This is a genomic window from Nisaea sp. (assembly GCF_040217065.1).
GTDB lineage: Bacteria > Pseudomonadota > Alphaproteobacteria > Thalassobaculales > Thalassobaculaceae > Nisaea.
The window spans coordinates 94,725-120,262 of record NZ_JAVJNX010000009.1 but is presented as its reverse complement, the minus strand read 5'-3'; the positions used below and the strand labels follow the sequence as shown (position 1 = coordinate 120,262).

Annotated in this window: 20 protein-coding genes; 11 read left to right on the top strand and 9 right to left on the bottom strand. The window is 60.9% G+C overall.

The features are described 5' to 3' along the window. Window positions 1–8: 8 nt before the first annotated feature. Both mfd and RH950_RS12830 read left to right on the top strand, forming a co-directional pair. On the top strand, window positions 9–3,449 hold the full coding sequence (gene mfd, locus RH950_RS12835; protein ID WP_350057334.1) for a transcription-repair coupling factor: 3,441 nt from the start codon (window positions 9–11) through the stop codon (window positions 3,447–3,449). 85 nt (window positions 3,450–3,534) lie between these two features. Next, window positions 3,535–4,716, top strand: coding sequence for an oxidoreductase (locus RH950_RS12830; RefSeq protein ID WP_350057332.1), 1,182 nt, complete (start codon window positions 3,535–3,537; stop codon window positions 4,714–4,716). A gap of 12 nt (window positions 4,717–4,728) precedes the next feature. On the opposite strand, the gene RH950_RS12825 is transcribed toward RH950_RS12830, so the two are convergent. Then, window positions 4,729–5,043, bottom strand: a complete 315-nt coding sequence (locus RH950_RS12825) for a DUF1272 domain-containing protein (protein ID WP_350057330.1) — start codon at window positions 5,041–5,043, stop codon at window positions 4,729–4,731. Window positions 5,044–5,174: 131 nt separating this feature from the next. On the opposite strand from RH950_RS12825, the gene RH950_RS12820 reads away from it, so the two are divergent. Beyond that, the gene (locus RH950_RS12820; RefSeq protein WP_350057328.1) at window positions 5,175–5,945 is read left to right on the top strand and encodes a DUF4197 domain-containing protein; all 771 of its coding nucleotides are present in this window, start codon (window positions 5,175–5,177) and stop codon (window positions 5,943–5,945) included. Here RH950_RS12820 and RH950_RS12815 read toward each other — a convergent pair. Beyond that, the gene (locus RH950_RS12815; protein WP_350057326.1) at window positions 5,942–6,604 is read right to left on the bottom strand and encodes a DsbA family oxidoreductase; all 663 of its coding nucleotides are present in this window, start codon (window positions 6,602–6,604) and stop codon (window positions 5,942–5,944) included. The two genes, RH950_RS12820 and RH950_RS12815, sit on opposite strands and share 4 nt — an antisense overlap. A gap of 133 nt (window positions 6,605–6,737) precedes the next feature. On the opposite strand from RH950_RS12815, the gene RH950_RS12810 reads away from it, so the two are divergent. Continuing rightward, a complete protein-coding gene (locus tag RH950_RS12810; protein WP_350057324.1) occupies window positions 6,738–8,360 on the top strand; it encodes an acyl-CoA synthetase in 1,623 nt (540 codons plus the stop codon). Window positions 8,361–8,383: 23 nt separating this feature from the next. Here RH950_RS12810 and RH950_RS12805 read toward each other — a convergent pair whose 3' ends face one another. The 3 genes from RH950_RS12805 to RH950_RS12795 form a co-directional block, all read right to left on the bottom strand. Further along, window positions 8,384–9,469 carry a mandelate racemase/muconate lactonizing enzyme family protein gene (locus RH950_RS12805; protein WP_350057322.1) on the bottom strand — a complete coding sequence of 362 codons (1,086 nt, stop codon included), beginning with the start codon at window positions 9,467–9,469 and terminating at the stop codon, window positions 8,384–8,386. Window positions 9,470–9,562: 93 nt separating this feature from the next. Then, window positions 9,563–11,410 carry an adenylate/guanylate cyclase domain-containing protein gene (locus RH950_RS12800; RefSeq protein WP_350057320.1) on the bottom strand — a complete coding sequence of 616 codons (1,848 nt, stop codon included), beginning with the start codon at window positions 11,408–11,410 and terminating at the stop codon, window positions 9,563–9,565. After that, window positions 11,395–12,411: a P1 family peptidase gene (locus RH950_RS12795; RefSeq protein ID WP_350057318.1), complete on the bottom strand. Its 1,017-nt coding sequence runs from the start codon at window positions 12,409–12,411 to the stop codon at window positions 11,395–11,397. Before RH950_RS12795 ends, RH950_RS12800 begins: the two co-directional genes overlap by 16 nt. Window positions 12,412–12,511: 100 nt before the next feature. Here RH950_RS12795 and RH950_RS12790 point away from each other — a divergent pair, with 100 nt between their 5' ends. Beyond that, window positions 12,512–14,101: a peptide chain release factor 3 gene (locus RH950_RS12790; RefSeq protein WP_350057316.1), complete on the top strand. Its 1,590-nt coding sequence runs from the start codon at window positions 12,512–12,514 to the stop codon at window positions 14,099–14,101. Between the two features lie 42 nt (window positions 14,102–14,143). Here RH950_RS12790 and RH950_RS12785 read toward each other — a convergent pair whose 3' ends face one another. Together RH950_RS12785 and RH950_RS12780 are read right to left on the bottom strand one after the other, a co-directional pair. Then, window positions 14,144–14,620, bottom strand: a complete 477-nt coding sequence (locus RH950_RS12785; RefSeq protein ID WP_350057314.1) for a DUF1203 domain-containing protein — start codon at window positions 14,618–14,620, stop codon at window positions 14,144–14,146. An 86-nt stretch (window positions 14,621–14,706) separates the two neighbouring features. Then, entirely contained in the window at window positions 14,707–16,008 is a 1,302-nt protein-coding gene (locus tag RH950_RS12780; RefSeq protein ID WP_350057312.1) for an NAD(P)/FAD-dependent oxidoreductase, read from the bottom strand. 385 nt (window positions 16,009–16,393) lie between these two features. Between RH950_RS12780 and RH950_RS12775 the strand changes: the two genes are divergently transcribed. Further along, window positions 16,394–16,921 carry a MarR family winged helix-turn-helix transcriptional regulator gene (locus tag RH950_RS12775; protein ID WP_350057310.1) on the top strand — a complete coding sequence of 176 codons (528 nt, stop codon included), beginning with the start codon at window positions 16,394–16,396 and terminating at the stop codon, window positions 16,919–16,921. Between the two features lie 82 nt (window positions 16,922–17,003). Here RH950_RS12775 and RH950_RS12770 read toward each other — a convergent pair whose 3' ends face one another. Beyond that, window positions 17,004–17,690 carry an aspartate/glutamate racemase family protein gene (locus RH950_RS12770; protein WP_350057308.1) on the bottom strand — a complete coding sequence of 229 codons (687 nt, stop codon included), beginning with the start codon at window positions 17,688–17,690 and terminating at the stop codon, window positions 17,004–17,006. A gap of 18 nt (window positions 17,691–17,708) precedes the next feature. Then, on the bottom strand, window positions 17,709–18,161 hold the full coding sequence (locus RH950_RS12765; RefSeq protein WP_350057306.1) for a YtoQ family protein: 453 nt from the start codon (window positions 18,159–18,161) through the stop codon (window positions 17,709–17,711). A 438-nt stretch (window positions 18,162–18,599) separates the two neighbouring features. Between RH950_RS12765 and RH950_RS12760 the strand changes: the two genes are divergently transcribed. The 5 genes from RH950_RS12760 (at window position 18,600) to RH950_RS12740 (ending at window position 25,534) form a co-directional block, all read left to right on the top strand. After that, the gene (locus tag RH950_RS12760; protein ID WP_350057304.1) at window positions 18,600–19,703 is read left to right on the top strand and encodes an ABC transporter substrate-binding protein; all 1,104 of its coding nucleotides are present in this window, start codon (window positions 18,600–18,602) and stop codon (window positions 19,701–19,703) included. Next, complete coding sequence (locus RH950_RS12755; RefSeq protein WP_350057302.1) at window positions 19,700–21,676, top strand: sensor histidine kinase; 1,977 nt, start codon at window positions 19,700–19,702, stop codon at window positions 21,674–21,676. The genes RH950_RS12760 and RH950_RS12755 overlap by 4 nt, the downstream gene beginning before the upstream one ends. 246 nt (window positions 21,677–21,922) lie before the next feature. Further along, window positions 21,923–22,930, top strand: coding sequence for a BMP family protein (locus RH950_RS12750; protein ID WP_350057300.1), 1,008 nt, complete (start codon window positions 21,923–21,925; stop codon window positions 22,928–22,930). Between the two features lie 20 nt (window positions 22,931–22,950). Beyond that, the gene (locus RH950_RS12745; protein ID WP_350057298.1) at window positions 22,951–24,495 is read left to right on the top strand and encodes an ABC transporter ATP-binding protein; all 1,545 of its coding nucleotides are present in this window, start codon (window positions 22,951–22,953) and stop codon (window positions 24,493–24,495) included. Continuing rightward, window positions 24,485–25,534, top strand: a complete 1,050-nt coding sequence (locus RH950_RS12740; RefSeq protein WP_350057296.1) for an ABC transporter permease — start codon at window positions 24,485–24,487, stop codon at window positions 25,532–25,534. The genes RH950_RS12745 and RH950_RS12740 overlap by 11 nt, the downstream gene beginning before the upstream one ends. Window positions 25,535–25,538 lie beyond the last annotated feature (4 nt).

Sequence of the window (25,538 nt, the reverse complement as noted above, 5' to 3'; positions counted from 1 at the left end):
TTTCGTCCGTGCCCGAAGGGCACGATGCCCGTGTCCTGCTGGAGATCGCCGCGGCTCATGGCGGTGTCGTGCATGTGGCCCGCGACGACTCCCGGCTTGCGGTTCTGCGCCAGTCTCTGGGTTTCTTTGCGCCCGAGCTGACAGTGCTCAGTCTGCCCGCCTGGGATTGTCTGCCTTATGATCGGGTTTCCCCGCATGGCGACCTGATAAGCCAGCGGGTTGAGACACTTGCGCGGCTTGCCTCCACCGGCCTGTCCGGCGGCGCGGCGCTGCTGACGACCGTCAATGCCCTGCTGCAACGTGTTCCGCCGCGCAGCTTTTTCACCGATGTCGGCCTTTCCCTGACTCCCGGCGACACGAAACCTGTCGAGCAGCTCGCCGGGTTCTTCGAAGCGAACGGCTATACCCGGTCGGCGACGGTGCGCGAGGCCGGCGAATACGCCGTGCGCGGCGGTATTGTCGATGTCTTCCCGCCGGGCGCGGAGGAACCGCTGCGGCTCGATTTCTTCGGCGACGAGCTGGAAACCATCCGGTCCTTCGATCCGGTCAGCCAGCGCACGACGGGCACGCTGGAGACTTTCGAGATCTTCCCGGTCGGCGAATTCCGACTCGACGAAGAGAGCATCAAGCGCTTTCGCTCCGGCTACCGCACCCAATTCGGCGGCGAGATTTCAAAGGACCCGCTCTACGAGGCGATCAGCGAGGGGCGCCGCCATGTCGGCATGGAGCACTGGTTGCCGCTGTTCCACGAGGACCTGCAGACACTGGTCGATTATACCGGCGCCGCGCCGGTGACCTTCGACCACCAGGCCGACGCCGCCATGAGCGGGCGCCTGGACCTGATCACGGAATATTACGAGGCCCGGAAGTCGCTTTATGACCAGGGCACGCCGGACGGCGGCAGTGTTTACCGGCCGCTGCCCCCGGACAGCCTCTATCTCACAGCCCGCGACTGGCAGAGCCTCGAGGACAGGCTGCCGACCGCCCGTTTCACGCCGTTCGATCTGCCGGAAGGCGGCGCGGATGGCGCTACCGTTCTCGATTGCGGCGGTCATGGCGGCGTCGGCTTTGCCGAGGCGCGGGCCCGGCCGGACACCGATCTCTATGCGGCGGTGCGTGACCGGATTCTGGGGGAGCCGGAAAGCCGCCGGGTGCTGATTGCCGGATATACGACAGGTTCGCGAGACAGACTGGTTTCCCTGTTGCACGAGCACGGGCTCGAGCGGCTGGAGCCTGTCACCAGCTGGAAGCAGGCCAGCGACCTGCCGAAGGGCACAGCCGGCGCCGTCGTCCTTCCCCTGGAGCAGGGATTTGCCAGTGACGATCTGCTCTGCATTGCCGAGCAGGATATTCTCGGTGAGCGGCTGGCCCGCCCGTCCATCCGGCGCGGCCGCCGGGGCGAGGAGTTCCTGCAGGAGGTCTCCGCCCTGCATGAAGGCGATTACGTGGTCCATGTGGAGCACGGGATCGGCCAGTATGACGGGCTGGAAACGCTGGAAATCGGTGGCGCCCCACACGATTGCCTGCGCCTGCTCTATCTCGGCGGCGACAAGCTGTTCGTCCCGGTCGAATCGATCGAAGTGCTGTCCCGCTACGGCTCGCAGGAAGCCGGCGCGCAGCTCGACAAGCTGGGCGGTGCCGCCTGGCAGGCCCGCAAGGCCCGGGTCAAGAAACGTCTGCGCGACATGGCGGAGCAGCTGATCCGGCTGGCGGCCGAACGCGAAGTGCGCGAGACCGAGCCGGTGGCGACGCCGACCGGCGTCTATGACGAATTCTGCGCCAAATTCTCCTACACCGAAACGGACGACCAGCTCCGCGCCATCGAGGAAACCCTGGACGACCTGAACCGGGGCAGGCCGATGGACCGGCTGGTCTGCGGCGATGTCGGCTTCGGCAAGACGGAGGTGGCGCTGCGCGCCGCTCTGGTCGTCGCCATGCAGGGCTACCAGGTCGCCGTCGTGGTGCCGACAACATTGCTGGCGCGCCAGCATTTCAGCCAGTTCGTCGAACGGTTCAAGGGTCTGCCGGTCAAGGTGCGGCAACTCTCGCGGATGGTCACGGCCAAGGACCAGACCGCAGTCAAGGAAGAGCTGGCGAACGGCGACTGCAGCATCGTCGTCGGCACCCATGCCGTACTGGCGAAGAACATCCGGTTTTCCAATCTCGGCATGGTGATTGTCGATGAGGAGCAGCATTTCGGCGTCGCCCAGAAGGAGCGCCTGAAGGAACTGCGCTCCGCGATCCACGTCCTGACCCTGACCGCGACACCGATCCCGCGGACCCTGCAGATGGCCCTGAGCGGGGTCCGGCAGATGAGCCTGATCACGACGCCGCCGGTCGACCGGCTGGCCGTCCGCACCTTCGTCATGCCCTATGACGGCCTGGTCATCCGCGAAGCCATCATGCGCGAGCATTATCGCGGCGGTCAGACCTTCTATGTCTGCCCGCGCCTCGATGACCTGCCGCGGATGCATGACCGGCTGACCAAGCTGGTACCGGAAGTCCGGATCGCGACGGCGCATGGCAGGATGAGCCCGACGGAGCTCGAGGACGTGATGACCAGGTTCTGTGACGGGTCCTACGATATCCTGCTCAGCACCAACATCGTCGAATCCGGCCTCGATATCCCGAACGCGAACACCATCATCATTCACCGCTCGGACATGTTCGGTCTGGCCCAGCTCTATCAGCTGCGCGGCCGCGTCGGGCGCTCAAAGACCCGGGCCTATGCCTATCTCACCACCCATCCGACGAAGATCCTGACAGCGCATGCCAAGCGCCGACTCGAGGTCATGCAGACCCTCGACAGTCTCGGCGCCGGGTTCAGCCTGGCCAGCCACGACATGGATATCCGCGGTGCCGGCAACCTGCTGGGCGAGGAGCAGTCGGGCCAGGTCAAGGAAGTCGGCATCGAGCTCTACCAGCACCTGCTGCAGGAAGCGGTGCAGGCGGCGCGGGAAGGGGGCTTCGAGAGCATGGAGCCGGAGGAGCAGTGGACGCCGCAGATCTCCCTCGGCACGCCGGTCCTGATCCCGGAAACCTATGTTCAGGACCTGACTGTCCGGCTCAGCCTTTACCGCCGGATCGCCAATCTGGTGGACGAGGCCGAGATCGACAGCTTTGCCGCCGAATTGGCGGACCGGTTCGGCAGCATTCCGCAGGAAGTCGAGAACCTGCTGAAAGTCATCGCCATCAAGCAGTTCTGCAAGCTGGCCGGGATCGAGCGGGTGGATGCGGGTCCGAAAGGTGCCGTCATCACCTTCCGGAACAACGATTTTGCCAACCCGCGCGGGCTGGTCGGCTTCATCGCCAAGCAGGCGGGCAGCGTCCAGCTCCGGCCTGACCACAAGCTGGTCTACCGCCGGGCCTGGGAGCAGAAGGATGTCCGGGTGCGCGGCCTGACCGGTCTGATGCAGGAGTTGGTCTCGATCGCCGCGCAGGGCGGCTAGGGCGAACCCGTTCCGAGAGAGAACGAACGCTCTGGCGGACGCCACGTTCACCTTTGTACCGACAGGAATGCGGGAGGATGCCCGGATGCTGGACAGACCGTTACATCTTCCCTGCGGCGCGGTTCTGAAGAACCGCATCGCCAAGGCTGCCATGTCCGACGATCTCGGTGACGGCCGTGGCGGCCCGACCGACGCGCAGCGCAGGCTGTACGGGCTCTGGGCGGATGGCGGCGCGGCCCTGTCTCTGGTCGGCGAGGTCCAGATTGGTCCGTGGGCGCCGGAAAACTATGGAAACCTGATCCTCGAACCGCTTCAGAATGAAGAAAACTTCCGTGCTCTGTCAGCTGCGGCGACAGCGAATGACACACATTTCTGGGCCCAGCTTGGCCATGCCGGCGCCCTCGCGGTGCCCGTCTCCGGTCCGGCAAAAGCCCCGTCGGCGCTCGACGTCTCGGGAATCCATGCCGTCGAAATGACCGCAGAAGAGATCGAAGCGCTTCCCGCAGCCTATGCGCAGGCAGCGGTGAATGCCCGCACCGTCGGCTTTACCGGCGTGGAAGTGCATGCAGCGCACGGCTTCCTGCTCAACCAGTTCCTGTCACCGCTGTTCAATCGCCGGACAGACCGCTGGGGCGGCAGTCCGGAACGGCGGGCCCGGTTGCTGATCGACATCATTGCTGCGGTCCGCGCCTCTGTCGGCCCGGATTTCCCGGTGGCCGTCAAAATCAACGCGACCGATCAGCTTGCCGGCGGCATGGAGGCGCCGGAGGCTCTGGATCTGGTCGCCATGATCGACCGGACCGAAATCGATCTCATCGATATCAGCGGCGGTGCCTATTTCCCGGGTGCGGCGCCGGCCAGCGACGGCACGAGAAGCGGGCCTTATTTTGTCGATTTTGCCCGCTCGGCCCGCGCCCGCACCGGCAAGCCCTTGATGACGGCCGGCGGGTTCAAGCGACGGGCGGAAGCGGAAAGGGCGCTATCGTCCGGGGCGGTCGACATGGTCGGACTGGCCAGACCGCTGGCACTCAATCCGGCGCTCCCCGAAATATGGTTGAAAAAGTCAGGAGAAGATCCTGTTTTTCCGCGCTTTTCTTCCACTCCGCCAGGAGGTGTCACGGCCTGGTACACGGAACGTCTACGCCGATTGGGAAGCGACGGCACGGCAGATGACGCGGGCACCATCGAGGAGGCCCTGGTACAGGTCGAGCACCGCAAGGCGGCCAACGCCATCCTCTGGCAGGAGCACTTCCGGACGGGTTCCTAGGCTGTCTTGCGATCAGCGCTCGGCGGGCGGGATATCCCTGATCCGGGCGACATGGGCATCGATTTCGGCCCGCTCAAACTTCGAATGGACCCGCGTCTCCGATGCCGGATGGTGCGCGAGGCCAAGCATCCTGTCCGGCCGCCAGGCCTTCAGGGGGCGGATCGGGCGCGGCACGAAACCGCCGCCGCAGGTCGGGCAGACATTGAAAAGCACCGTTTCGACACAGGCCGCGCAATAGGTGCATTCATAGGAACAAATCCGCGCATCGCCGGATTGCGGCGGCAGATCGCGGTCGCAAAGCTCGCAATTAGGCCTGAGTTGAAGCATCGCCCGATCCGCTTAATGGTTTTGTCATATCTGACGAACACAATCGCCAAAGCCAAAAGTATCATGAGCCCGGACAATATCACGGACTTGGTACCGATGAGAATCCGACGCCCCAACAGCAAAGAGACACCATGGCAAAGATTGCCCGACTGTTTTCCCGCCGGAAGTTCCTCGGAGCATCCGCTCTTTTGGCCACCACGCTCACGGCTAGCACGGTCAGCGCACAAACAGATTTATTCGGCTCGGCAAAGGGGCATCTGAAATCCCTCGGCGGCACCGGGCAGGTGGGATCCGCCGGTCTGAGCAACGAGACCATCTCTGCCGGACTGAAAGAGGCGCTCAGCGTCGGAACCCGCAGGATCGTCTCCCAGCTCAGCGCCGCAAACGGATATTTCGGCGACAAGGCCATCCACATTCCGCTGCCGGGCAGCCTGCAGAACGCCCGCAAGATCCTTGATACCGGCGGCTTTGGCTCCCTGGCCGACGATCTTGAATTGAGAATGAACCGGGCGGCTGAAGCCGCGGCACCGGAAGCCGGGGCCATATTCGCCGACGCCATTTCGTCCATGAGCCTTGAGGACGTGAGAGCCATCTACGAGGGCCCGGACGATTCCGCCACCCACTGGTTCCGGCAACGGACCGGCGACAGCCTCACGGCGCGCTTTACGCCGGTGGTGAAAAGCAGCATGGCCGAGGTGGGCGTGGTGAAGAGTTACGACGCCTTTGTCGGGCAATATGCGAAGATACCGTTCGTCCCGGATGCCAAAGCCGAGCTGTCGACACATGTGGTCGGCAAGGCCCTGGACGGGCTGTTCCACTATCTCGCAATCGAGGAGAAGGCGATCAGGACGGATCCCATCGCCCGTTCCACGGACCTCCTGAAGAAGGTGTTCGGAAACTAGGCCTGGTTGGCGACCACGGTATTATCGTCCGAGCCGTCGAGGTCGAACAGCGGGAAAAAGGCTTCCGGCTCCTGCGCGCCGGATACCGCATATTGCCGGTTGAAGATGAAACAGGGCACGCCATTGATGCCGTTTTCATAGGCGAAACGGGTCTCGGCCATGACCTCGCTGTTGCCGCCGGTGCTTTCGAGCCATTCGCGGGTATCGTCCGGTTTCATGCCGGACTGTGCTGCGAGGTCCACCAGATTGTCGATCTCCCCGATATCGACGCCCTCGGTGAAATAGGCCATGAACATGCGCTCCACCAGTGCGTCGGACGTCGCCGTTCCCATCGCGGTTGCCAGATTGATGGTGCGATGGGCGAGGACCGTGTTTGGTGTCCGTTTGATCAGGTCAAAGCGGAAATCGATACCCTCGGCATCGCCCGTGCGGCGGATATTGTCATAGATCTGGACCGCCCGGTCGGGTCCGCCGAACTTGTTCTCCAGATAGGCCTGACGGTCCATGCCCTCCTTCGGCATCTCCGGGTTCAGCTGAAACGCCCGCCACTGGATGGACAGGTTCTGAACCGGCCGCGCCTTCAATGCCCGTTCCAGACGTCGTTTACCGATGAAACACCATGGGCAAATCACGTCAGAGAAAATATCGATCTGGGTCATAGTCCGGCTCCAGGGTCCGTTCTGTTTCGGTCTCGTGGTGCGGGTAAGAACATTGGTTCGGTTCGCTTGACGGTTTGTCGAAACAACGAAACCATGTCCCACAATTCGGACAGGGAAACATTTGCGGACGGTCATGTCGATCTTTGAAACGGGACTTGAAAGAAATCGGGCAAACTATGCGGCCTTGACGCCGTCCGACTTTCTGGAGCGTGCGGGCGCAACTTTCCCCGAAAAAGCCGCCATTATTCACGGCGATCTGCGCCGGAGCTACGGCGATTTCCTGAACCGGTGCCGCCGGTTAGCCGATGCCCTGCGCAGGCGTGGCATCGGTCAGGGGGACGCGGTCTCGGTGCTCGCCCCCAATACCCCGGCAATGCTCGAATCGCATTATGGTATTCCCATGGCAGGCGCGGTGCTGAACGCCATCAACACCCGCCTCGATGCCGCGACCATCGGCTTTATTCTCCGCCATGCCGGCTCAAAGCTGATCCTGGTGGACAAGGAATTCGCGCCGGTCATGGAGCAGGCACTGGCGCAGATCGACAATCCGCCGCCGGTGGTCTGGATCGACGATCCGCTGGCCGAGGGCGGAATGCCGCTCGGCGAGAAGGAATATGAAGAACTGCTTGCCGAGGGAGAGCCCGCGCCGGACTGGCCGAGGCCGTCGGATGAGTGGCAATCCATGTCGCTCAACTACACCTCGGGGACGACGGGAAACCCGAAGGGCGTGGTCTATCACCATCGCGGCGCGTACCTGAACGCCATGGGCAACGCCATTGCCTTCGGCCTGACATCAAGCTGCCGCTACCTCTGGACCCTGCCGATGTTCCATTGCAACGGCTGGACCTTTACCTGGGGCGTCACCGCCGTTGGCGGCACCCATGTCTGCCTGCGCAAGGTCGACCCTACCGAAATCTTCACGCAGATTGCCGAGCATGGTGTCACTCACATGTGCGGCGCCCCGATCGTCCTGACCATGCTGATCCATGCACCGGCGGAACAGAAAAGAGCGTTCTCCCATCGGGTGAACATCGCGACCGGCGGTGCCGCACCGCCGAGCGCTGTCATCTCCGCCATGGAGACGATGGGCTTCTCCGTCACTCACCTCTACGGCCTGACGGAGACCTACGGCCCATCAACAATCTGTGCCTGGCCGCCGGAATGGGACACGCTCGAGCTGGATGCGAAGGCCCGGCGCATGGCCAGGCAGGGCGTCTATTACCCAACCCTTGAGGGCATGCGGGTGAGCGATCCGGATACCGGCAAGGCCGTGCCGGCAGACGGCGAGACCATCGGCGAGCTCTGCCTGCGCGGCAACACGGTAATGAAGGGATATCTGAAAAACCCGCAAGCAACGGCCGAGGCGCTGGCCGACGGCTGGTTCCGGACCGGCGATCTCGCCGTTCTGCACCCCGACGGCTATGCCGAGGTCAAGGACCGGTCAAAGGACATCATCATTTCCGGTGGCGAGAACATCTCCTCCCTCGAGGTGGAGGAGGTGCTCTACAAGCATCCAAAGATCATGGAGGCTGCGGTGGTCGCCAAGCCGGACGAGAAATGGGGCGAAACCCCCTGTGCCTTCGTTACCGCCGCGCCCGGCGCCGGGGAGATAAGCGCCGCGGAGGTCATGGATTGGTGCCGCAAGCACATGGCGTCCTTCAAGACACCGAGAACCATCGTCTTCGGCGACCTACCCAAGACCTCAACCGGCAAGATACAGAAATTCGTCCTGCGAGAGCGGGCGAAAGACCTCTGAGGGCCGACTGTCCTGCGGCGCGGTCAGATCCGGAAGCGTGTGATCATGTCCGGGTCAGGCTCGAAACCGATGCCCGGACGGTCCGGCACCTGAACCTCGCCGCCTGAGGGCAACGGTATCGCCGGATCCAGATAGGCCTCCGGCGTGATGTAGAGATGCTCGAACTGCTCGCAGATCTCGCGCGCCGCCATGATCTGGATCGTTGCCCAGTATCCGGGACCGAAATAGGGCGCGTGGGGCATAACGGACGCGCCGTACTCCTCGGCCACGTCGCACACCCGCAGGAACTCGCTGACGCCGCCAACCTTGGTCACGCTCGGCTGCAGATACTTGATGAAAGGCGCCGTGCGGGCAAACTCGACCGCGGTGCAGGCATTCTCGCCGCTGGCAATGGCCACGCCATATTCCGACTGCAGCATTCCCAGCGTCTCCTCGTCGTCCGGCGGGAAGACAGGCTCCTCCACCCAGTAGAGATCGAGCCGCCGCATGTGGGGCATGATTTCGTGCGCCTGCTCAATCGACCAGTTGCAGTTCACATCGGTGGCAAGCTTGGTCCCGAGGCCCGCGCCCTGACGCCCGGCCTCGATGGCCTCCAGCGCGATTTCATGCAGTTTGACGGTCTTGTATCCCTCGCTGACGACTTTCGCCGCGAAGGATTTGACGAGATCCGGCTCCGCATACCGCACCAGGCTGGCATAAGCCGGCAGCGTCGCTTTCGGCCGCACCGCCAGCAATCGCGACAGCGATGCCCCTTCATACTTCGCCACGATATCCCAGAGCGCGATATCGACGGCCGATATGGCGAACATGGTGATGCCATAGCGTCCGTGCAGATGCAGGCGCAGCTGCAGCTCGGCATTCAGAGCCGGAACGTCGTCGATCTCGCGCCCGATCAGCAGGGGAGCAACCATATCCTCGATCGCCGCAGCCGTCGCCCGCTGGCAGGAATAGGCGAACCCGTCGCCCCAGCCGACGATACCGTCTTCGGTCTCGATCCGGACCAGCGCCATGTCGAGCGTGGTCCATTTGGTCGGCATCAGGCCGGTCCCGGCGCTTCCGTCCTCGAACGGTATCTGCAAGGGAATGACGTCGACTGATTTTATCTTCATTTTTGCTTCCTCCCCGGCGATGTCTTTGCGCCGCCTGAAGGAAAGCTTAGCCGATGTGACAAGGAAGACGCGAATGCGGGTTGAGGACCTCCTCTACAAGGGAGATGTCTGCCCAGCCTTCGCCGGCTCAAGGCCCAGCCGGAAGACCTGAACGGCACCGGTTCGGCCCCGCAACTCGAACAGTCCGACATCGGCGAGGTCAGCCGGGGCGCCTGATGACGCCGCAGTCTCCGAGGCAACGAGAACGCAGACATCGGCGTCGGGCGCAACCTGTTTGCCCAGTTGTTCAAGCCGATTGGCCACGTTCACGGCATCGCCGATGATGGTGTAGTTGATCCGGTCCGGCGCGCCTATATTTCCGACAATCGCCGGTCCTGTCGCAATCCCGATCCGGATATGGATCGGCTCGAGGCCACGCTCGATTCGCTTCAGGTTGTCTGCGCGGACAAGACCGGCAATCTGCCGCGCTGTCCGGAGGCAGGCTGCAGCATGGTCCGGGCGGGCGGCCGGGGCGCCCCAGAATGCCATCACGCTGTCACCGGTATATTTGTCGATATTACCGCCCTCGGCCGCGATCGCGCGGCTCATCAGGGTGAAATGCTCGTTCAGCAGCGCGACGACCTGATCCGGCGGATATTTCTGCGTGATGCCGGTAAAACCGACGATGTCCGTAAACAGAACGGTGATTTCACGTTCGACCGACGACACGCCGCGAATTTCCCGCTCTTGCATGATTGCCATGACCAGTGAGCGCGGTACATAGACCCTGAACTGTGTGAGACCGGCGATCATCGCATTGAAGGCGCCGGCCGCTTCATCGAATTCGCGAACCGGATTGCCGCCGATCTCGGGGACTGTTTCCAGATCGAGCCGTGCTACAGCGCTCGATGCGGACGCCAGTTCCGTAACCGGCTGCCGTATGCGTTCGGCCAGTTGCCTGAGGCGGAGCATCGCCAGGCCCATCACCAGCAGTCCGGCAACCGCTCCATAGGTCAGGTAGCGCACCATATCGGCATAGCTCGTTGCCGCCAGGTCCAGATACACACCGACCGTGTAGAGGTTGTCATGCGCCACGGCGACTCTCTGCGCGAGCGCGACATATTCCGTTCCGCCGACCGTCGCGGTCCAGAATTCGGCACCTGTATTTTCATCAAGCGTTCCGGTCTCGCGCTGTTTCGGGTCCAGTAATGCGGCCAGAACCGGATCGCCAAGCTCCGTTGCGTTCAGGAGTGGCTTTTCCCGGGACATCAGCGCCTGCAGGCTGGAATCCGTTAAAAACGGATGCGCGAGCAGGCGATCATTCTCATCCAGCACGAAGACGGCACCGCCATCGATCTCGACGTCGCGGAGAAACACGGAGATATCGAGGGGAGAAATTGCCGCGGCCGCAACGCCAAGATAATGGCCCTCATCGTCAAAGACCGGACTGCGCGCACTCAACAGGGTCAGTCCCGCATCTTCCGAGTAGATTGGCGCAGCCAGGTAAGACCCGCCGATCAGGCGCGCTTCAGCGACAGCCTTACCTTCGACCGAGCCGGCAGAGGTAGCGCGGGAGCCCGTTGTCCCGTCCGATGCGATCCATTCCATATGGCCACCATCCCAAATCAGGGCCATTGCACGAATATGCGGATGCAGGTACATCGCCGTTTTCGCCATCTCCTGTACGGTGGCGCTCATCGGCGGTCCTGCCGGCATCGCCCGGCGGCCGACCATTTCCGCCGCTTTCAGTGCCGGATTGAAATGCCCGCTCAATGTCTTCTTGATCGCGCCGATGGTGCCATTCGCGTTTTCCCGCATCACCGCCTGGCCGCCCTGATTGCCGAAATAGAGCGTGACAGCCAGAACGGCACCAAGAGCGATCAGGAACAACCCGCCGATATCGCGCAGCAACAAGGTGCGGATGGTGATCTTGTGGCCGGGCCTTTTCAGCGTGTCGGGCATGGGAAGCCAAACTTTTCACGATAGCTGACGGAATCACTCTGGCTTTCGGCTTCAAAGACACCGCGGGCAACCGCGCGGGCGAGACAATCCGCAGCATGGGCGCCAAGCACCGCCAACTCCCGTGCCGGATCCAGCAGCGGCCGCATGCCGGTAGAGACTCCGAACACAATATCTCCGTCGAACGGTGTATTGGCCGGCCGGATCGCGCGCGTCAGTCCCTGATGCGCCATCACGGCGAACTGCCTGCACTGTGACTTTGTGAGTGCCGCATCAGTCGCCACGATGCCGATGGTGGTGTTTTCCCCCGGACCGCTGAGTTTCGGCATGCGCACGGCGCTGCCGCGATCCTCCGCGACCGGCAGGATGCCCCCGAATTCCGCATTGATCTCCGAATCCCAGGCAAAGAAAGCGCCGGATACGGGATGGGTGAGGGCACCGACTGCATTGACGGCCACCAGCGCGCCGACTGTCGGGCCGTCGTCGGTGACGAGCACCGAGGCACTGCCAAGCCCGCCCTTGTAACCGCCTGCATTCGCGCCGTAACCGGCACCGGCATTGCCGAGCGTGAAATCTCCCGCTGCCGCGGCAAAGGCCGAACGGCCAAGTGTGGGGTAGGGCGATTCTGATCCCCAGACCTTGTCCCCGCCATTATTGAGATCGAACAGGATCGCCGCCGGAACGATGGGAACGATCGCGGCGCCGGCCCGGTATCCGATTCCCTTGTCGCGCAAGGCCGCCATAACGCCACCCGCGGCATCGAGCCCGAACGCGGAACCGCCGCTTAGCACGATCGCATTCACGCTTTGGACCGTCGCTTCCGGGCGCAGCAGGTCAAACTCGCGCGAACCGGTCCCGCCGCCGCGCGCGTCAACGGACGCGATCATGTCGCCGTCCGGGATCAGGACCGTGACACCGCTCCGCAGCCGTTCGTCATGCGCGTTGCCGACCGAGAGGCCGGGAACATCGGTTATCAGGTTGAGGGCTCCTGGTTGCCTATTCATCCCGCTTCCACACTCCGCATGGCTGACGATCAGGATCATCTATTGGATTGATCCGACAAAGTCTTTATATACACGGCGTTCCTTATTCTTGGGCGGTTTGATGAGTTCCCTAGACGATGCTGTGGGGCGCCGGCGCACTTTCGCGATCATCGCGCATCCGGACGCCGGTAAGACCACCTTGACCGAGAAGCTTCTCCTGTTCGGGGGGGCAATCCAGCTGGCCGGTGCCGTAAAGGCGCGGGGGCAGCAAAGGCGTGCCCATTCCGACTGGATGAAGGTCGAACGCGAGCGCGGAATCTCCGTTGCTTCCTCGGTCATGACGTTCGATTACGGCAACAATACCTTCAATCTGCTCGACACACCGGGCCACGAGGATTTCTCGGAAGACACCTACCGGACCCTGACCGCCGTCGACAGCGCCATCATGGTGATCGACGGTGCGAAAGGTATCGAGGAACAGACCCTGAAGCTGTTCGAGGTCTGCCGCCTGCGCGACGTGCCGATCATTACCTTCGTCAACAAGATGGACCGCGAGGCCCGCGACAGTTTCGAGCTGCTGGACGAGATCGAGCAGAAACTGGCTCTCGACGTGACGCCGGCGAGCTGGCCGATCGGCATGGGGAAAAGCTTCAAGGGCTGTTACGACCTGCTGAACGACAAGCTGATCCTGATGGATCGGGGCAGCCACGATGCGCCGGACCAGGGCCTGACCTGCAACGGACTGGACGATCCGAAGCTGGACGAGCTCCTGCCGGCAGCAGCGGCCACCCAGCTCCGCGAGGAAGTGGAAATGGCACGCGGACTGTGCCCGGATTTCGATCCGGACGCCTTCCTCGGCGGCCATATGACACCGGTCTATTTCGGCAGTGCGGTGAACAATTTCGGCGTTCGCGAACTGCTGGGCGGTGTCGCCCGTTACGCCCCGTCGCCGCGACCGCAGGCAACAAAATCCCGCGAAGTGACGCCGACAGAAAAGAAGGTCTCCGCCTTCATCTTCAAGATCCAGGCGAACATGGACCCGAAACACCGGGATCGCATCGCCTTCGCCCGGATCTGCTCCGGTCATTTCAAGCGCGGCGCGAAGCTGAAGCATATCCGCAGCGGCAAGATCATGAACATCCACAACCCGGTCATGTTCCTGGCCCAGGACCGTGAAATCGCGGACGAAGCCTGGCCCGGCGACATCATCGGCATTCCGAACCACGGCAACCTGCGCATCGGCGACGCGCTGACCGAGGGCGAGGATCTGCAGTTCAACGGCATCCCGAGCTTCGCCCCGGAACTGCTGCAACGGGTTCGGCCGACCGACCCGTTGCGGGCCAAGCATCTCGACAAGGCCGTGGTCCAGCTGGCGGAAGAGGGCGCGGCAAAAGCCTTCAAGACACGGATCGGCGGCAGCTGGATCATCGGCGTGGTCGGTGCCCTGCAGTTCGAAGTGCTGGCCGACCGGATTCGTACCGAATACGACGTGCCGGTGAGTTTCGAGACAGCCAGCCTGCATACGGCCCGCTGGCTGGATGCGGACGATCCGGCCGAGTTGAAGAAATTCATCGACGCCAATCCGGGCGATCTCGGCGACGACCACGACAACATGCCGGTTTTCATGGCCCGCAACGGCTGGCACCTGCAGCATACGGCAGAGAACTGGCCGAAGATCAAATTCCTGAAAGTGAAGGAGCAGATGGCCTAGGCGCATCTGCTCCTCTGCATCCGGCGCTATGATGGCCGGGCCTTACTCGGCCGGCTCGATCCGGCACTGGAAGCAGTTGTTTGACGCCGACCGGGCATGGACGAAGACCACATCCGGGTTCTCAAGGATCCTGTCGGCTGTCGTCTCTATCTCATCCGTGCCGACCACTGTGCCGGTGCCGTAGACGATCCTGTCGTCGCGGTCGTATCCGCGCAGCATGATCCGCTCCCAGCCGAGGAACATCTCCGGTACGGCCTGCTCCCTGCCATACCGGGCGCACTCTTTTGCATGCAGGAAGATCGGCCCGGTTTCGGCATAGGGCTGCGGCGCGGGGAAGGGCCGGTGCGCCAGAACCAGGAATTCTTCCCCTTTCGCCACATGCTGCAGGCAATGCCGGCAGGGAATGCTGCCGCCGTCGGAGACGCGGGTTTCCGGTTTGTGTCCGTTCGCGTCCAGACCGCCATTCTGGTAATGCCGGGCGGTTTCGGTTTCGAGGGCGAGGTAACGTTTTCTGCTCATGGTGTCGGTTCCGGTTTGGTGAAGGTTCCGGAACCCAAGATGACAGGGCGTTCGCCCGTCCTGTATCCGCCGCTTGCGCGGCAATCTCAGTTCGAGCGCCAAGCCTGCCATCGGTCCTGAATCTGGAAGCCCCAGTAGGCACATTGCGCGATCAGCGGGCCAAGCGGACCTCCGGCGAAATCGAGACCGAAAGGCGCAAACAGCTTGTAGGTCTCGTCTCCCTCGGCAATCGCCTTCGCTACGACCTCGCCTCCTGCCGTGGTGGCGCACATGCCATGCCCGCCATATCCCTGATTGTACCAGACGCCAGGCTGCAGCTGACCGATCTGAGGCATCTTGTGCACCGAGTACCCCATGGTCCCCGGCCAGGCGATTTCGGCCCGGATCCCGGCGAGCTGGGGATAGATATGCAGGATGTCACCGATCATCTTCTGCTCCAGGTTCCGCGGTGACAGATTGGAGCTGACCCGTCCGCCCCAAAGCAACCGGGTGTCGGGCAAAACACGGTAATAGTCATTGGCGATCCGGCTGTCCGACGTCCCGTAGGGTGCCCGGATGGCGCCCTGCAGCCGGTCGCCGAGCGGTTCGGTCAGGACCACATAGGTGCCGACCGGCAGGGTGGCCCGGGCAAGTTTCGGATGCAGCTTCCCGATATAGCCGGAACAGCAGATCACCACCTGGTTCGCGGTCACGGAACCCGTCGCCGTATGGACCCGCTTTTTCTCTCCGGCCAGGTTCATCCGGATAACCGGGGAATCCTCGTAAATCATGGCACCATGACTGACGCATGCGTCGGCAATACCGTTGGTGAAATTCAGGGAATGAAACTGGAAAGCCCCAGAATCCAGCAATCCCTCATGATAGCGCGTCGTCTGGTACAGCTCCCGCATCTCTTCACGGGACTTGAACTCCAGCGCCCGGCCGAACCTGTCGCGCATCTTTTCGGCATAGATCTTCAGCCCGTCGGCATTCCGGTACCAGGACGCCTTCATGATGCCATCCCGCATCGGGCCGGCGTCGATCCCGTACCGTTCAATCCGTGCCTTGATCAGGGCGAGCGCGTCCAGTGTCAGCCGGAAAAGATCATCCGCATCCTTCCGGCCGATGCGGGCCTCGATGTCATCAATGCCAAGGCTGTATCCGGCACTGACGAAGCCGCCATTCCGGCCGGAAGCTCCCCAGCCCACCTTGCGCGCCTCGAGGACGACCACCCTTTTCCCCCGCTCAGCCAGGCCGAGGGCTGTCGCAAGACCGGCCATGCCGCCGCCGACCACACAGATATCGCAATCAACATCCTGGGTCATTGCAGGTCGCGCGGCCGGCGCCTTCACAGTCCGGCCGTAATAGCTGTCGATATATCTGGTGCCAGTCCCTGCCAAGTCAGTCATTTGCACTTCCAATGTGTCCCCCCGGATGCCGATCGACAGGGCTCTGAGACGAGGCGCTCTGCATCGGATGCTCCCCCTTATAGTCGTGGAGTCCCCGTGCCGGTCAATTGCGGCTCTGCCGCTTGCGTCGATTCTTTTATCTGCTGCCGATCCGGAAAAATTCCTCGGCGAGTGACCGGCCGACCAAGAGGGCGACTCTTTTTGTCATGAATTTCTTTTCAATTTTTAGAGGGAAATCAGCATATTAGCCGAACAATAGACCTGCATACTTTTATGTGACAGCCATTCGTAACGTCTATTGATGATTGTACTTTACAAATAGAAACCTTTTTGATGGAATAGTATCAGTTTGAAAGCACATGCTCTTGCAATGCGGAGACAAACCATGACCGTACAGACCCTTCGACGCTCTGCTCTGAAGATCGATACCGCTGATATCGGCATTGGCGCATCCGCCGAAACGGTGCGGTCGGGATATCAGGAACTGACCGCGATGCTCGACAGATTGCACCGACGGTATCTTGACGTCGTTCGCGTCGAGCTCGAATCCATGGGCATCAACAACGTCAATCCATCGCAGGCGCTGATGCTCGTTGGCATCGGCGAGGAAGAAATCCCTGTACGCGATCTCATCCATCGCAAGGGTTATCAGGCCTCAACCGTTTCCTACAACGTCAAGAAACTGACGGAATATGGATATCTGGAGCAGGAACGCGCAGCACATGATCGTCGCTCGGTGCGCCTGAGGCTATCCCCCAAGGGGCGCGACATTGTTGCCCGGCTCCGCGAGCTTGAGGCACGTCACACCGAATTCACCAGCGGCCGCGGTGAACTGGTGCGTGGCATGGAGGATGCGACAGCAACCCTTCGTCAGCTCGACCAGATCTGGGCCGAATACATTACCTTCGGATAATTTCCCCCTACATCCGAACACTGCGAAACGCGTCGCTGCAAAGCGGCGCGTTTGGTTTTCGGACCATAGATAAATACCAGAGTCAGACGACCGCCATACGCAAGGCCGCTCTCGCGAGCGTCCGCGTCGAATCGAGTGTCGGCAGAACACTGTTCTCATCGCTGATGATGAGGGGGATTTCGGTGCAGCCAAGCAAGACCGCATCCGCCCCGCGCTCTTTCATGCGGTCTATCAGTCCCTGGAAATAGGTAACCGACTCGGCCAGAAAACGGCCCGGAACGAGTTCTTCCATGATGATCCTGTCGATTTCGGCTATCTCGTCCGACGCCGGGCGGGACCAGCCGATGCCGCGCAGATCCAGTTTCTCCGGATAGACATCACTCTCCACCAGCCATCTTGTGCCGAGAAGAGCGATGTTCCGGTACTGCCGCTCGCCGGCAAGTGCCGCGACTTCTTCGGCAATATGCAGCCAGGGCAGGGGCGAGCGTTCCGTGACATAGCCGAAGGCCTGATGAATCGTATTGTCCGGACAGATCAGAAAATCCGCGCCGGCGCGTTCAAGACGGCGTGCTGATTCAAGCATCAGCTCACCGACACCGGTTAAGTCCCCGACATCGAGGCAATCGACATAGGCCGACAGAGTCGGCGTATGCATCGAGACTTCCGGGTGGCGATGCGGCCCCAGCAGCGCGGCTCCCTCGGCACAAATCGTTCGGTAACAGAGCGCTGCGCCTTCAGCCGAGCATCCAACAATACCTATATGCTTCAATCGACTGACAGCTCTATCTTAAAGTTTCCCAGTCACCACATAGCGCAATATCTCAGCAACCTGCGCCGGTGTTTCGGCAACGGCGAGCGCCGCGCCATCGACTTCTTTCAACGGATGGGTCAGAGCCGGATCATGCTGCACGATAAGCGGTTTGCCGAGAGCGGCCGCATACCCAGCATCGAATGCCGCGTTCCACTGCTTGTACTTGTCACCGAACCGGACGACGACAATGTCAGCGCGTTCGATCAGGGTCCGGGTCCGGATGGCGTTGACCTTGGCGCCCTTGTGATCCGCCCAGAAAGGTTTTTCCTCACTGCCCAGGATAGAGACGCCGCAATCATCGCTGTTCTCGTGAATTGTCACCGGCGCAGTGAACACGATCGGCAATTCCGCCGCGTTCACCGCGTTTTCGATTTCAGAACGCCAGTCCGTGTGAATTTCGCCGGACAGATACACTTCAAGGTCAGTCATAGAATCCTCCTGCCCGAATGGGCGTATTGGTCTTCTGGTTTCCCAGTTTATCGGCGTCGCAAGCTTCCGTGGGTGCCGTCGGCTCAATCTGCCGGTACCCCGCCACGCCTACAAGCATCGTATTCAGCGGGCTCGGTAGACAGCTTTAATGGTGCTTGTCGCATAACGTGCGTGCTTACCAAATTTAATCCTTTTTTGCGCGAAGATGTGGCTATGGAGCTTTTGTGAATGCTCTGGATTGAACCGCACCATCAAAAACTGGCGCTTGTCGCGGGTCTTGTCCTTCTGACGGGGTACAGCCCCCTGACCCTAAGGAATGACCAAATTGTCTCACGTCGACAATCCCCGTGAAAGCGATGCTTAGCAAGCTGAAGTCTTTACTAAATTTTATCCATACTATGAAAAATTCAATGAATCAGAACCCGAGGAAAACGCCAAATGCGAGCATATCTCACATTGCCTGCGGTAATGATCTTTCTGTTGCAACTCGCAGCTTGCGGCGACCCAGAGGTCATCCGGATTGGTTTTATCGGTGGTCTTGAAGGAAGGGCGTCCGATCTTGGCATAGCGTCACGGAATGCAGTCCAGCTTGCAATCACGGAAAAGAATCAGGCCGGGGGGATAAAAGGCCGCCAAATCCAGCTCCTCGTTCGCGACGACAAGGGCACAGTGGGAGGTGGCACAGAGGCCGCACGGTCCTTGATTGCAGAAGGGGTTGAAGCGATCATCGGCCCTAATCTTAGTGTGGTTGCCGGCGGTATTGTTCCGATGATCAACGACGCCGGGATTGTAACGATTAGTCCAACTGTTTCTTCCCTGGCCTTTGTCGGAAAGAACGATCATTTCTACCGTATAGGGTCATCGACGCGGCAATATGCGGATGCTTACGCAAGATACTGCATTGATGCGGGATATCGCAGAGTTGCGGCAGCGCTTGACGGTAGAAACCTGCTCTTTTCCTCAAGTTGGGGCAGCGAATTCGAGATGGCTTTCAGCGAACGTGGCGGCGCACTCGTTGCGTCGCGCCAGTTCGACAGCGCGGCCGGTGGGGAGTTTTCGCGTGTCGCAAAAGACCTGCTAAACACCGGATCGGATGCCTTGATTTTCATCTCCAATGGTGTCGATGCCGCTCAACTGACCCAGCAGATACGAAAGCGCGACCGTGCGATTCCGCTCCTCGCCGCGGAATGGGCTGCGTCGGAAAGCCTCCTCTCACTTGGTGGAGCCGCAATAGAGGGCCTTGTTCTTCTGCAGACCTACGACCGGTACGATTTGTCGGCTCACTATGTTGCTTTCCGGAACGCGTACAGAGAGAGGTTCCTGTCTGCACCCGGTTTCTCCAGCATCGCCGCCTATGACGCCGCAACAGTCCTGTTTTCCGCACTGGCCAGCCAATCCGGGAATCAAACACTGAAATCGTCGATGGATGCACTTGGTGCAGTCCAAGGCCTGCAGCAGGATGTCAGTTTCGACAGTTTTGGAGACAGCGCGAGGCAGCTTGTCTTCGTCACCGTCGAGAGTGGGAAATTCATTCGAAAATGAAGCTCCCAAAAGCCCTTTCTCTGCGAGTTGCGCTTTCGCTTCTGTTCATCGTTACGCCACTGGTCGCTCTCGTCATTGTCGGATCTACGACGCTTGCCATCCGCTTCCCTCAGATCGCCGAAGAAAACAGATCGATAGCCAAGGATTCCGCAGCGCAGATGGCAGCGCGCGTCGAGGAATATCTGCGCTCGCTTGAACACCGGCTGACGGTTCTCGCGGCGGCTGTCGATAGCGTTCCGGAGCACGAGATCCATGCTTTGCTGGCGACGGCCCGCGGCGACGGCTTCGACGCCATCTATCTGATCGACCGGCAGGGCCTGCTGCTTGATGCCAGCGTCAAAGACTACAGCACTGACTACATAGATGAGCTTATCGGCATCGATATGTCCGGAAATAAACTTTTCCGAGAGGTTTCCGAGACGCAGAAGCAGGCCTGGAGTGAGACTCAACTGTCTTCCATTTCCGGAAATGTCACGGTCGACGTGGCTGTCCTCCTGAAAGGAAGTAAGAGACTCATGATAGGGGAGGTTCCGCTCGAACAGATCGTCTCCGTCAGTCGATTTTCCCGTACAGACAGGCAACTTGAGCTCTGGATTATCGATCGTCTCGGCGAGGTGGTTGCAGATACCAAGGTTACGCGTTCAGGCAGACATAATCTCCTGCACCTTCCGATCGTCCAGGCGGGATTTAATGGTACGCCCATACCCGAGGAACTTGCCTACGACGGGCAAAAGTTCTTCGCATGGGCGGAGTTCTCCGAGTCCCTTGGATGGTTGTTTGTCAGCAGAATTCCAAGAGGCATGGATAATTCCAAGATAAAGAACCTCGTCGCCATCATCGTCACAGGGTTTGTTTCGACCTCTGTTATTGGCGCACTCCTCGCGCCGCTCTGGGCCCAGACGATTGCCCGGACTGTGCAATCGGTCATTGAGCGCGCCCGATTGGTCGCCTCGGGGCGCCAGCCAAAGACCTGGCCAACAGGCTCAATCAAGGAGTTCAATCAGCTTTCCGGTGACCTTGAGGCAATGGCTGCTGCTCTCGTTGCTCGGGAACAGGCTCTGAAGGAAATGAACGACGAGCTTGAGGCCCGTGTCCGAAAACGGACCCGGAATCTGGCTGCTTCCAATGCAGATCTCTCTGAAGTGCTGAGCAACTTGCAAATGGCTCAGAATGAATTGATCGAGGCCGAGAAACTGGCCGCTCTCGGGCGGCTTGTCGCCGGTATCGCCCATGAATTGAACACACCGCTCGGCAACAGCAAGCTCAGTCTGTCGGCGCAAATACACGATATCGAGAAACTCGAGACGCGGATGGAAAAAGGTCTGCGAAAGTCCGATCTGACGGTTTTTCTGGATCGCATAAAGAAAACCACGTCAGCAGCCACCTTGAATGTGGAGCGCGCCTGCGATCTCGTAACGAATTTCAAACAGGTTGCCGTCGACCGAACAGCGTCCTACCGCCGCAAATTCCGACTGGCCGACCTGGTCTCGGGTACTGTCGTGACCTTGCAGCCGTCCATCCCCAAAGCTGTTCTGATCACGAGTGCGGATATTCCCGACCATCTGGAACTCGATAGTTATCCCGGCGAACTCGGTCAGATCCTTACCAACCTGGTGGACAATGCCGCCAAACATGCTTTCCCCGATGATAGGGGAACCATCCGTATCGAGGTTGCGGAACGGGACAATGCAATGGTTCGGATCAGCGTGAAGGATGACGGAATAGGAATGCCAAGAGACATCCTCGATAAGGTCTTCAACCCGTTCTACACGACCAAGTTTGGCCAAGGTGGAACCGGACTCGGACTCTATATTTCCTACAATGCCGCGGCCAATCTTCTCGGCGGCAGCCTGACGGTCGAAAGCACGCCGGGTGAAGGCGCCATATTCACGCTCACCATTCCTCTGGTCGCTCCGGAACCAGAGGACGGCCGCGGTGACAAGGCCGACCTGCCGCAGACTCCGAACGCCTGAGACCAGATCCCATTTCTGGCGGCCATACATGTCCCGGTTCGATTGACATTCCGGAAGCAAATCGCTGACATTGACTTGTCTTACGCGATGGCATCGCATCTCCGGCTGGAACCGGAGGTCCGGAAAAACGGAAATGCACACAAGAATGCCACGGGTGCGACGGGAGGATTTGGCAAAACATCGGACAGCTGCCTGCATCCGGAATGATTCCGGAGCATGCGCTGTTTCACTTCTCGGGGGATTGATATGACACTTCTTTCACGCCGCAAGGTTCTGGCTGCACTGGCCGCTCTCAGCGCCGTTTCCATGTTGCCGGCGAACCTCGCCAGCGCAGCAGGCAAGATCAAGGTTGCTGGTATCTATACCCAGCCGATCCAGCAGAAATGGGATGCACGCCTGCATCAGGCTCTTGAGGTCGCAAAGGCCGCGGGCAAGATTGAGTATTCTTTTTCGGAAAAGGTTTCCAATACCGACTATATCCGGGTGCTGCGGGAATATGCTGAAAGCGGTGTGCAGCTGATTGTCGGCGAAGCTTTCGGCATCAGCCGCGAAGCCCGCAAGGTGGCCGACGAATATCCGAATGTCGCCTTCGTGATGGGCGATCCCTTCAAGCCGCATGGCAGTAACTTTTCCGTCTTTGACAACTATATCCACGAGCCGTGCTACCTGATGGGCATCATCGCCGGCAGCATGACCAAGTCGAAAAAGATCGGCATGGTCGGCGGCTATCCGATCGGCGAGGTGAACCGGCTGTTCCACGCCTTCATGGCAGGCGCCAAGTCCGTCGATCCTGCGATCGAGTTCAAGGTGACCTTCATCGGTTCCTGGTACGATCCGCCGAAAGCGAAGGAAGCCGCCTTCGCCCAGATCGAATCCGGTGTGGACATTCTTTATGCCGAGCGTGCCGGCGTGGTCGATGCAGCCCGCGAGAAAGGCATCCTCGCCTTCGGCAATGTCAACGACATGAACAAGGAAGAGAACGGCAAGGACGTGGTCGTGACTTCCGCCTTGTGGCACATGGAAAGTGCGATCGATTACGCCATCGAGCAGGTCAAGGCCGGCAGTTTCAAGGCTGAGGACTACAAGGAATGGACCATGATGCAGAAGGGTGGCGCCAGCCTTGCCCCGTATTATGAGTTCGAGGACAAGATCCCGGCGGACGCGAAAGCCAAGGTCGCCGCGCTTTCCAAGAAGATCATGTCCGGCGAATTCGTGGTCGAGATTAACGACAACGAGCCTAAATCCACGTTCTGATCAGTCCGGATGTCACGCACGTGACCGAAAAATCTGTCTCCGTGATGCCCCTGTTATCTTTCAGGGGCATCACCAAGCGTTTCGGGCCGCTGGTCGCGAACGATGCGATTTCGCTCGACCTCAATCAGGGAGAGGTCCTCGCGCTTCTGGGCGAGAACGGCGCCGGAAAGACCACCTTGATGAACATCCTCTTCGGGCATTACATGGCTGAGGAGGGTGAGATCCTCGTCGATGGCGCACCATTGCCCCCGGGTTCGACAGATGCCGCCATTCAGGCCGGCATCGGCATGGTGCACCAGCACTTCACCCTCGCCGAAAACCTGACGGTGCTGGAGAACATCACGCTCGGCACCGAGCCGCTGTTCGCCTGGCGCCGCGATATCGGGGCCGCCCGGGCCAAGATTGCCAGGATGGCCGATGAGTATGGCCTCCATGCCGACCCGGACAAACCGGTCGGCGCACTTTCCGTCGGTGAGCGGCAGCGGGTGGAAATTCTCAAAGCGCTCTATCGTGATGCCCGCATTCTCATTCTGGACGAGCCGACCGCCGTTCTGACCCCGCAGGAATCCGACAGCCTGTTCGAGACCCTGAGAAAGCTGACGTCCAAAGGGCTGGCGGTCATCTTCATTTCCCACAAACTGAACGAGATATTGAGTCATACGGACCGGGTCGTGGTACTGCGCCGCGGCGCCGTTGCCGGAACCGTCACGACGTCAGATGCGGACCGGGCCAGCCTGGCCCACATGATGGTGGGAGCGGAAGTTAACCGTCCGAAAGCAACCGCCATGACACCGGGGGACACTGTTCTGCGATTGACACATGTCGCATGCCGTTCGGACAGCGAAGCGCAGAGCCTGAAAGATGTCAGTCTGGAAATCCGGGCACATGAAATCATCGGCCTTGCCGGTGTTGCCGGCAACGGCCAGCGGACCCTCGCGAACCTCCTGTCCGGCCTCATTGCCGTTGACGGGGGCACAGTCGAGATTCTTGGCGCAACGGGCGTTGCCGACCCGACAGAGCTGGTTCGGCGCGGCGTCGGACGAATTCCCGAGGACCGGCATGCAACCGGCGTGGTCGGCGAAATGCCGCTCTGGGAAAATCTGATCAGCGAAGACAGGCGCGGCGCTGAAATTGCCCGCGGCGGCTTCATCATCGACAAGGGCAGGGCGGTTGAGCGGACCAAGCGCCTGATCGAAGAGTTTGATATTCGCTGCGAAGGACCGGAAGCTGAAACCCGTTTGTTGTCAGGCGGTAACATGCAGAAGCTCATCCTCGCCCGGGTACTGTCGCGGGGACCCAGATTCATTCTGGCGAACCAGCCGGTGCGCGGTCTGGACGAGGGGGCCATAGCCTATGTCCAGAACCGTCTGCTACAGGCCCGTACTGCCGGCGCCGGCATCCTGTTGATCTCCGAGGACCTTGACGAGCTTTTTGCCCTCAGCGACCGGATTGCCGTCATGTATCACGGTCGCCTGACACCGCCGCAGAACACGGCCGACCTCTCGGTCGGCGATGTCGGGCTGCTGATGTCCGGCCAGGAACCGGAAGCCGCCCATGCGCATTGAAACCCGGCAGGATATCGCTCTCTGGCGCGTGATACTGGCGCCCGTTCTCGCCGTTCTGGCATCGCTCGCGCTCGGCGCCGGGCTGATTATCTGGGCGGGTGAGCCCGTTCTCGCATCCTACTGGGCCTTGCTGAAAGGGTCCCTCGGCTCACGCTTTGCCCTGAACGAAACGCTGACGCGGAGCACACCGCTGATCTTCACGGGACTTGCCGTCGCCGTCGCCTTCAGGGCGAAGTTCTACAATATCGGCGCGGAAGGGCAGCTCTATTGCGGTGCTCTTGCCGCCACCTTCCTCGGCACAGGCATGATTTCCCTGCCGCCTTACCTGATGATCCCCATCCTGATGCTGGCCGGCGCCATGGCGGGCGGCGCCGTTCTGATCGTACCGGTTCTGCTGAAGACCCACATGAAGGTCGACGAGGTTGTAACCACCCTGCTGCTGAACTTCATCATCCTCCTGGTGGTCGGCTACCTGCTTGAGGGACCTTGGAAGGACCCGATGTCCCTCGGCTGGCCACAGGCGGCCCCGATCGTCGACGAAGGTATCTGGCCGCCGCTACTGGCCAAGGGACGGCTACATCTCGGCTTCATCTTTGCACTGGTTGCAGCCGTGCTTGCGTGGGCCCTGATGCGCTTTACGATATGGGGTTACGAAATTCGTGCTGTCGGGCTGAACGCCTCGGCCGCCGGTTTCGCCGGTATCGGCGTCAATGCCACGGTGATCCGCACGGCATTGATTTCAGGCGGTCTGGCCGGTCTCGCCGGGGTCAGCGAAGTCGCCGGGTTGAAGGGCTACCTCACCCTCGATCTCTCGCCGGGCTTCGGCTATGCGGGGATTGCCGTCGCCATGCTGGCGCAACTGCATCCGCTCGGCGTCATCCTCTCAGCCTTCTTCATCAGCGCCGTCTATGTCGGCGCCGACGCGATGAGCCGGTCGACGGATATTCCGACCTATATCGCGGACGTCCTGGTCGGGCTCTCGGTCCTGACCATTCTGGTCAGCGTCATGCTGACCCGCTACCGCATCCGCTGGAGCTGAAGCG

Excerpts from the sequence above, each read along its gene's own strand:
- RH950_RS12785 (WP_350057314.1), bottom strand. The coding sequence starts at position 14,620 with ATGAGCAGAAAACGTTACCTCGCCCTCGAAACCGAAACCGCCCGGCAT.
- RH950_RS12750 (WP_350057300.1), top strand. The coding sequence starts at position 21,923 with ATGACACTTCTTTCACGCCGCAAGGTTCTGGCTGCACTGGCCGCTCTC.
- RH950_RS12810 (WP_350057324.1), top strand. The coding sequence starts at position 6,738 with ATGTCGATCTTTGAAACGGGACTTGAAAGAAATCGGGCAAACTATGCG.
- RH950_RS12740 (WP_350057296.1), top strand. The coding sequence starts at position 24,485 with ATGCGCATTGAAACCCGGCAGGATATCGCTCTCTGGCGCGTGATACTG.
- RH950_RS12755 (WP_350057302.1), top strand. The coding sequence starts at position 19,700 with ATGAAGCTCCCAAAAGCCCTTTCTCTGCGAGTTGCGCTTTCGCTTCTG.
- RH950_RS12780 (WP_350057312.1), bottom strand. The coding sequence starts at position 16,008 with ATGACTGACTTGGCAGGGACTGGCACCAGATATATCGACAGCTATTAC.
- RH950_RS12775 (WP_350057310.1), top strand. The coding sequence starts at position 16,394 with ATGACCGTACAGACCCTTCGACGCTCTGCTCTGAAGATCGATACCGCT.
- RH950_RS12820 (WP_350057328.1), top strand. The coding sequence starts at position 5,175 with ATGGCAAAGATTGCCCGACTGTTTTCCCGCCGGAAGTTCCTCGGAGCA.
- RH950_RS12805 (WP_350057322.1), bottom strand. The coding sequence starts at position 9,469 with ATGAAGATAAAATCAGTCGACGTCATTCCCTTGCAGATACCGTTCGAG.
- RH950_RS12765 (WP_350057306.1), bottom strand. The coding sequence starts at position 18,161 with ATGACTGACCTTGAAGTGTATCTGTCCGGCGAAATTCACACGGACTGG.
- RH950_RS12790 (WP_350057316.1), top strand. The coding sequence starts at position 12,512 with ATGAGTTCCCTAGACGATGCTGTGGGGCGCCGGCGCACTTTCGCGATC.
- RH950_RS12825 (WP_350057330.1), bottom strand. The coding sequence starts at position 5,043 with ATGCTTCAACTCAGGCCTAATTGCGAGCTTTGCGACCGCGATCTGCCG.
- RH950_RS12760 (WP_350057304.1), top strand. The coding sequence starts at position 18,600 with ATGCGAGCATATCTCACATTGCCTGCGGTAATGATCTTTCTGTTGCAA.
- RH950_RS12815 (WP_350057326.1), bottom strand. The coding sequence starts at position 6,604 with ATGACCCAGATCGATATTTTCTCTGACGTGATTTGCCCATGGTGTTTC.
- RH950_RS12795 (WP_350057318.1), bottom strand. The coding sequence starts at position 12,411 with ATGAATAGGCAACCAGGAGCCCTCAACCTGATAACCGATGTTCCCGGC.
- RH950_RS12800 (WP_350057320.1), bottom strand. The coding sequence starts at position 11,410 with ATGCCCGACACGCTGAAAAGGCCCGGCCACAAGATCACCATCCGCACC.
- RH950_RS12830 (WP_350057332.1), top strand. The coding sequence starts at position 3,535 with ATGCTGGACAGACCGTTACATCTTCCCTGCGGCGCGGTTCTGAAGAAC.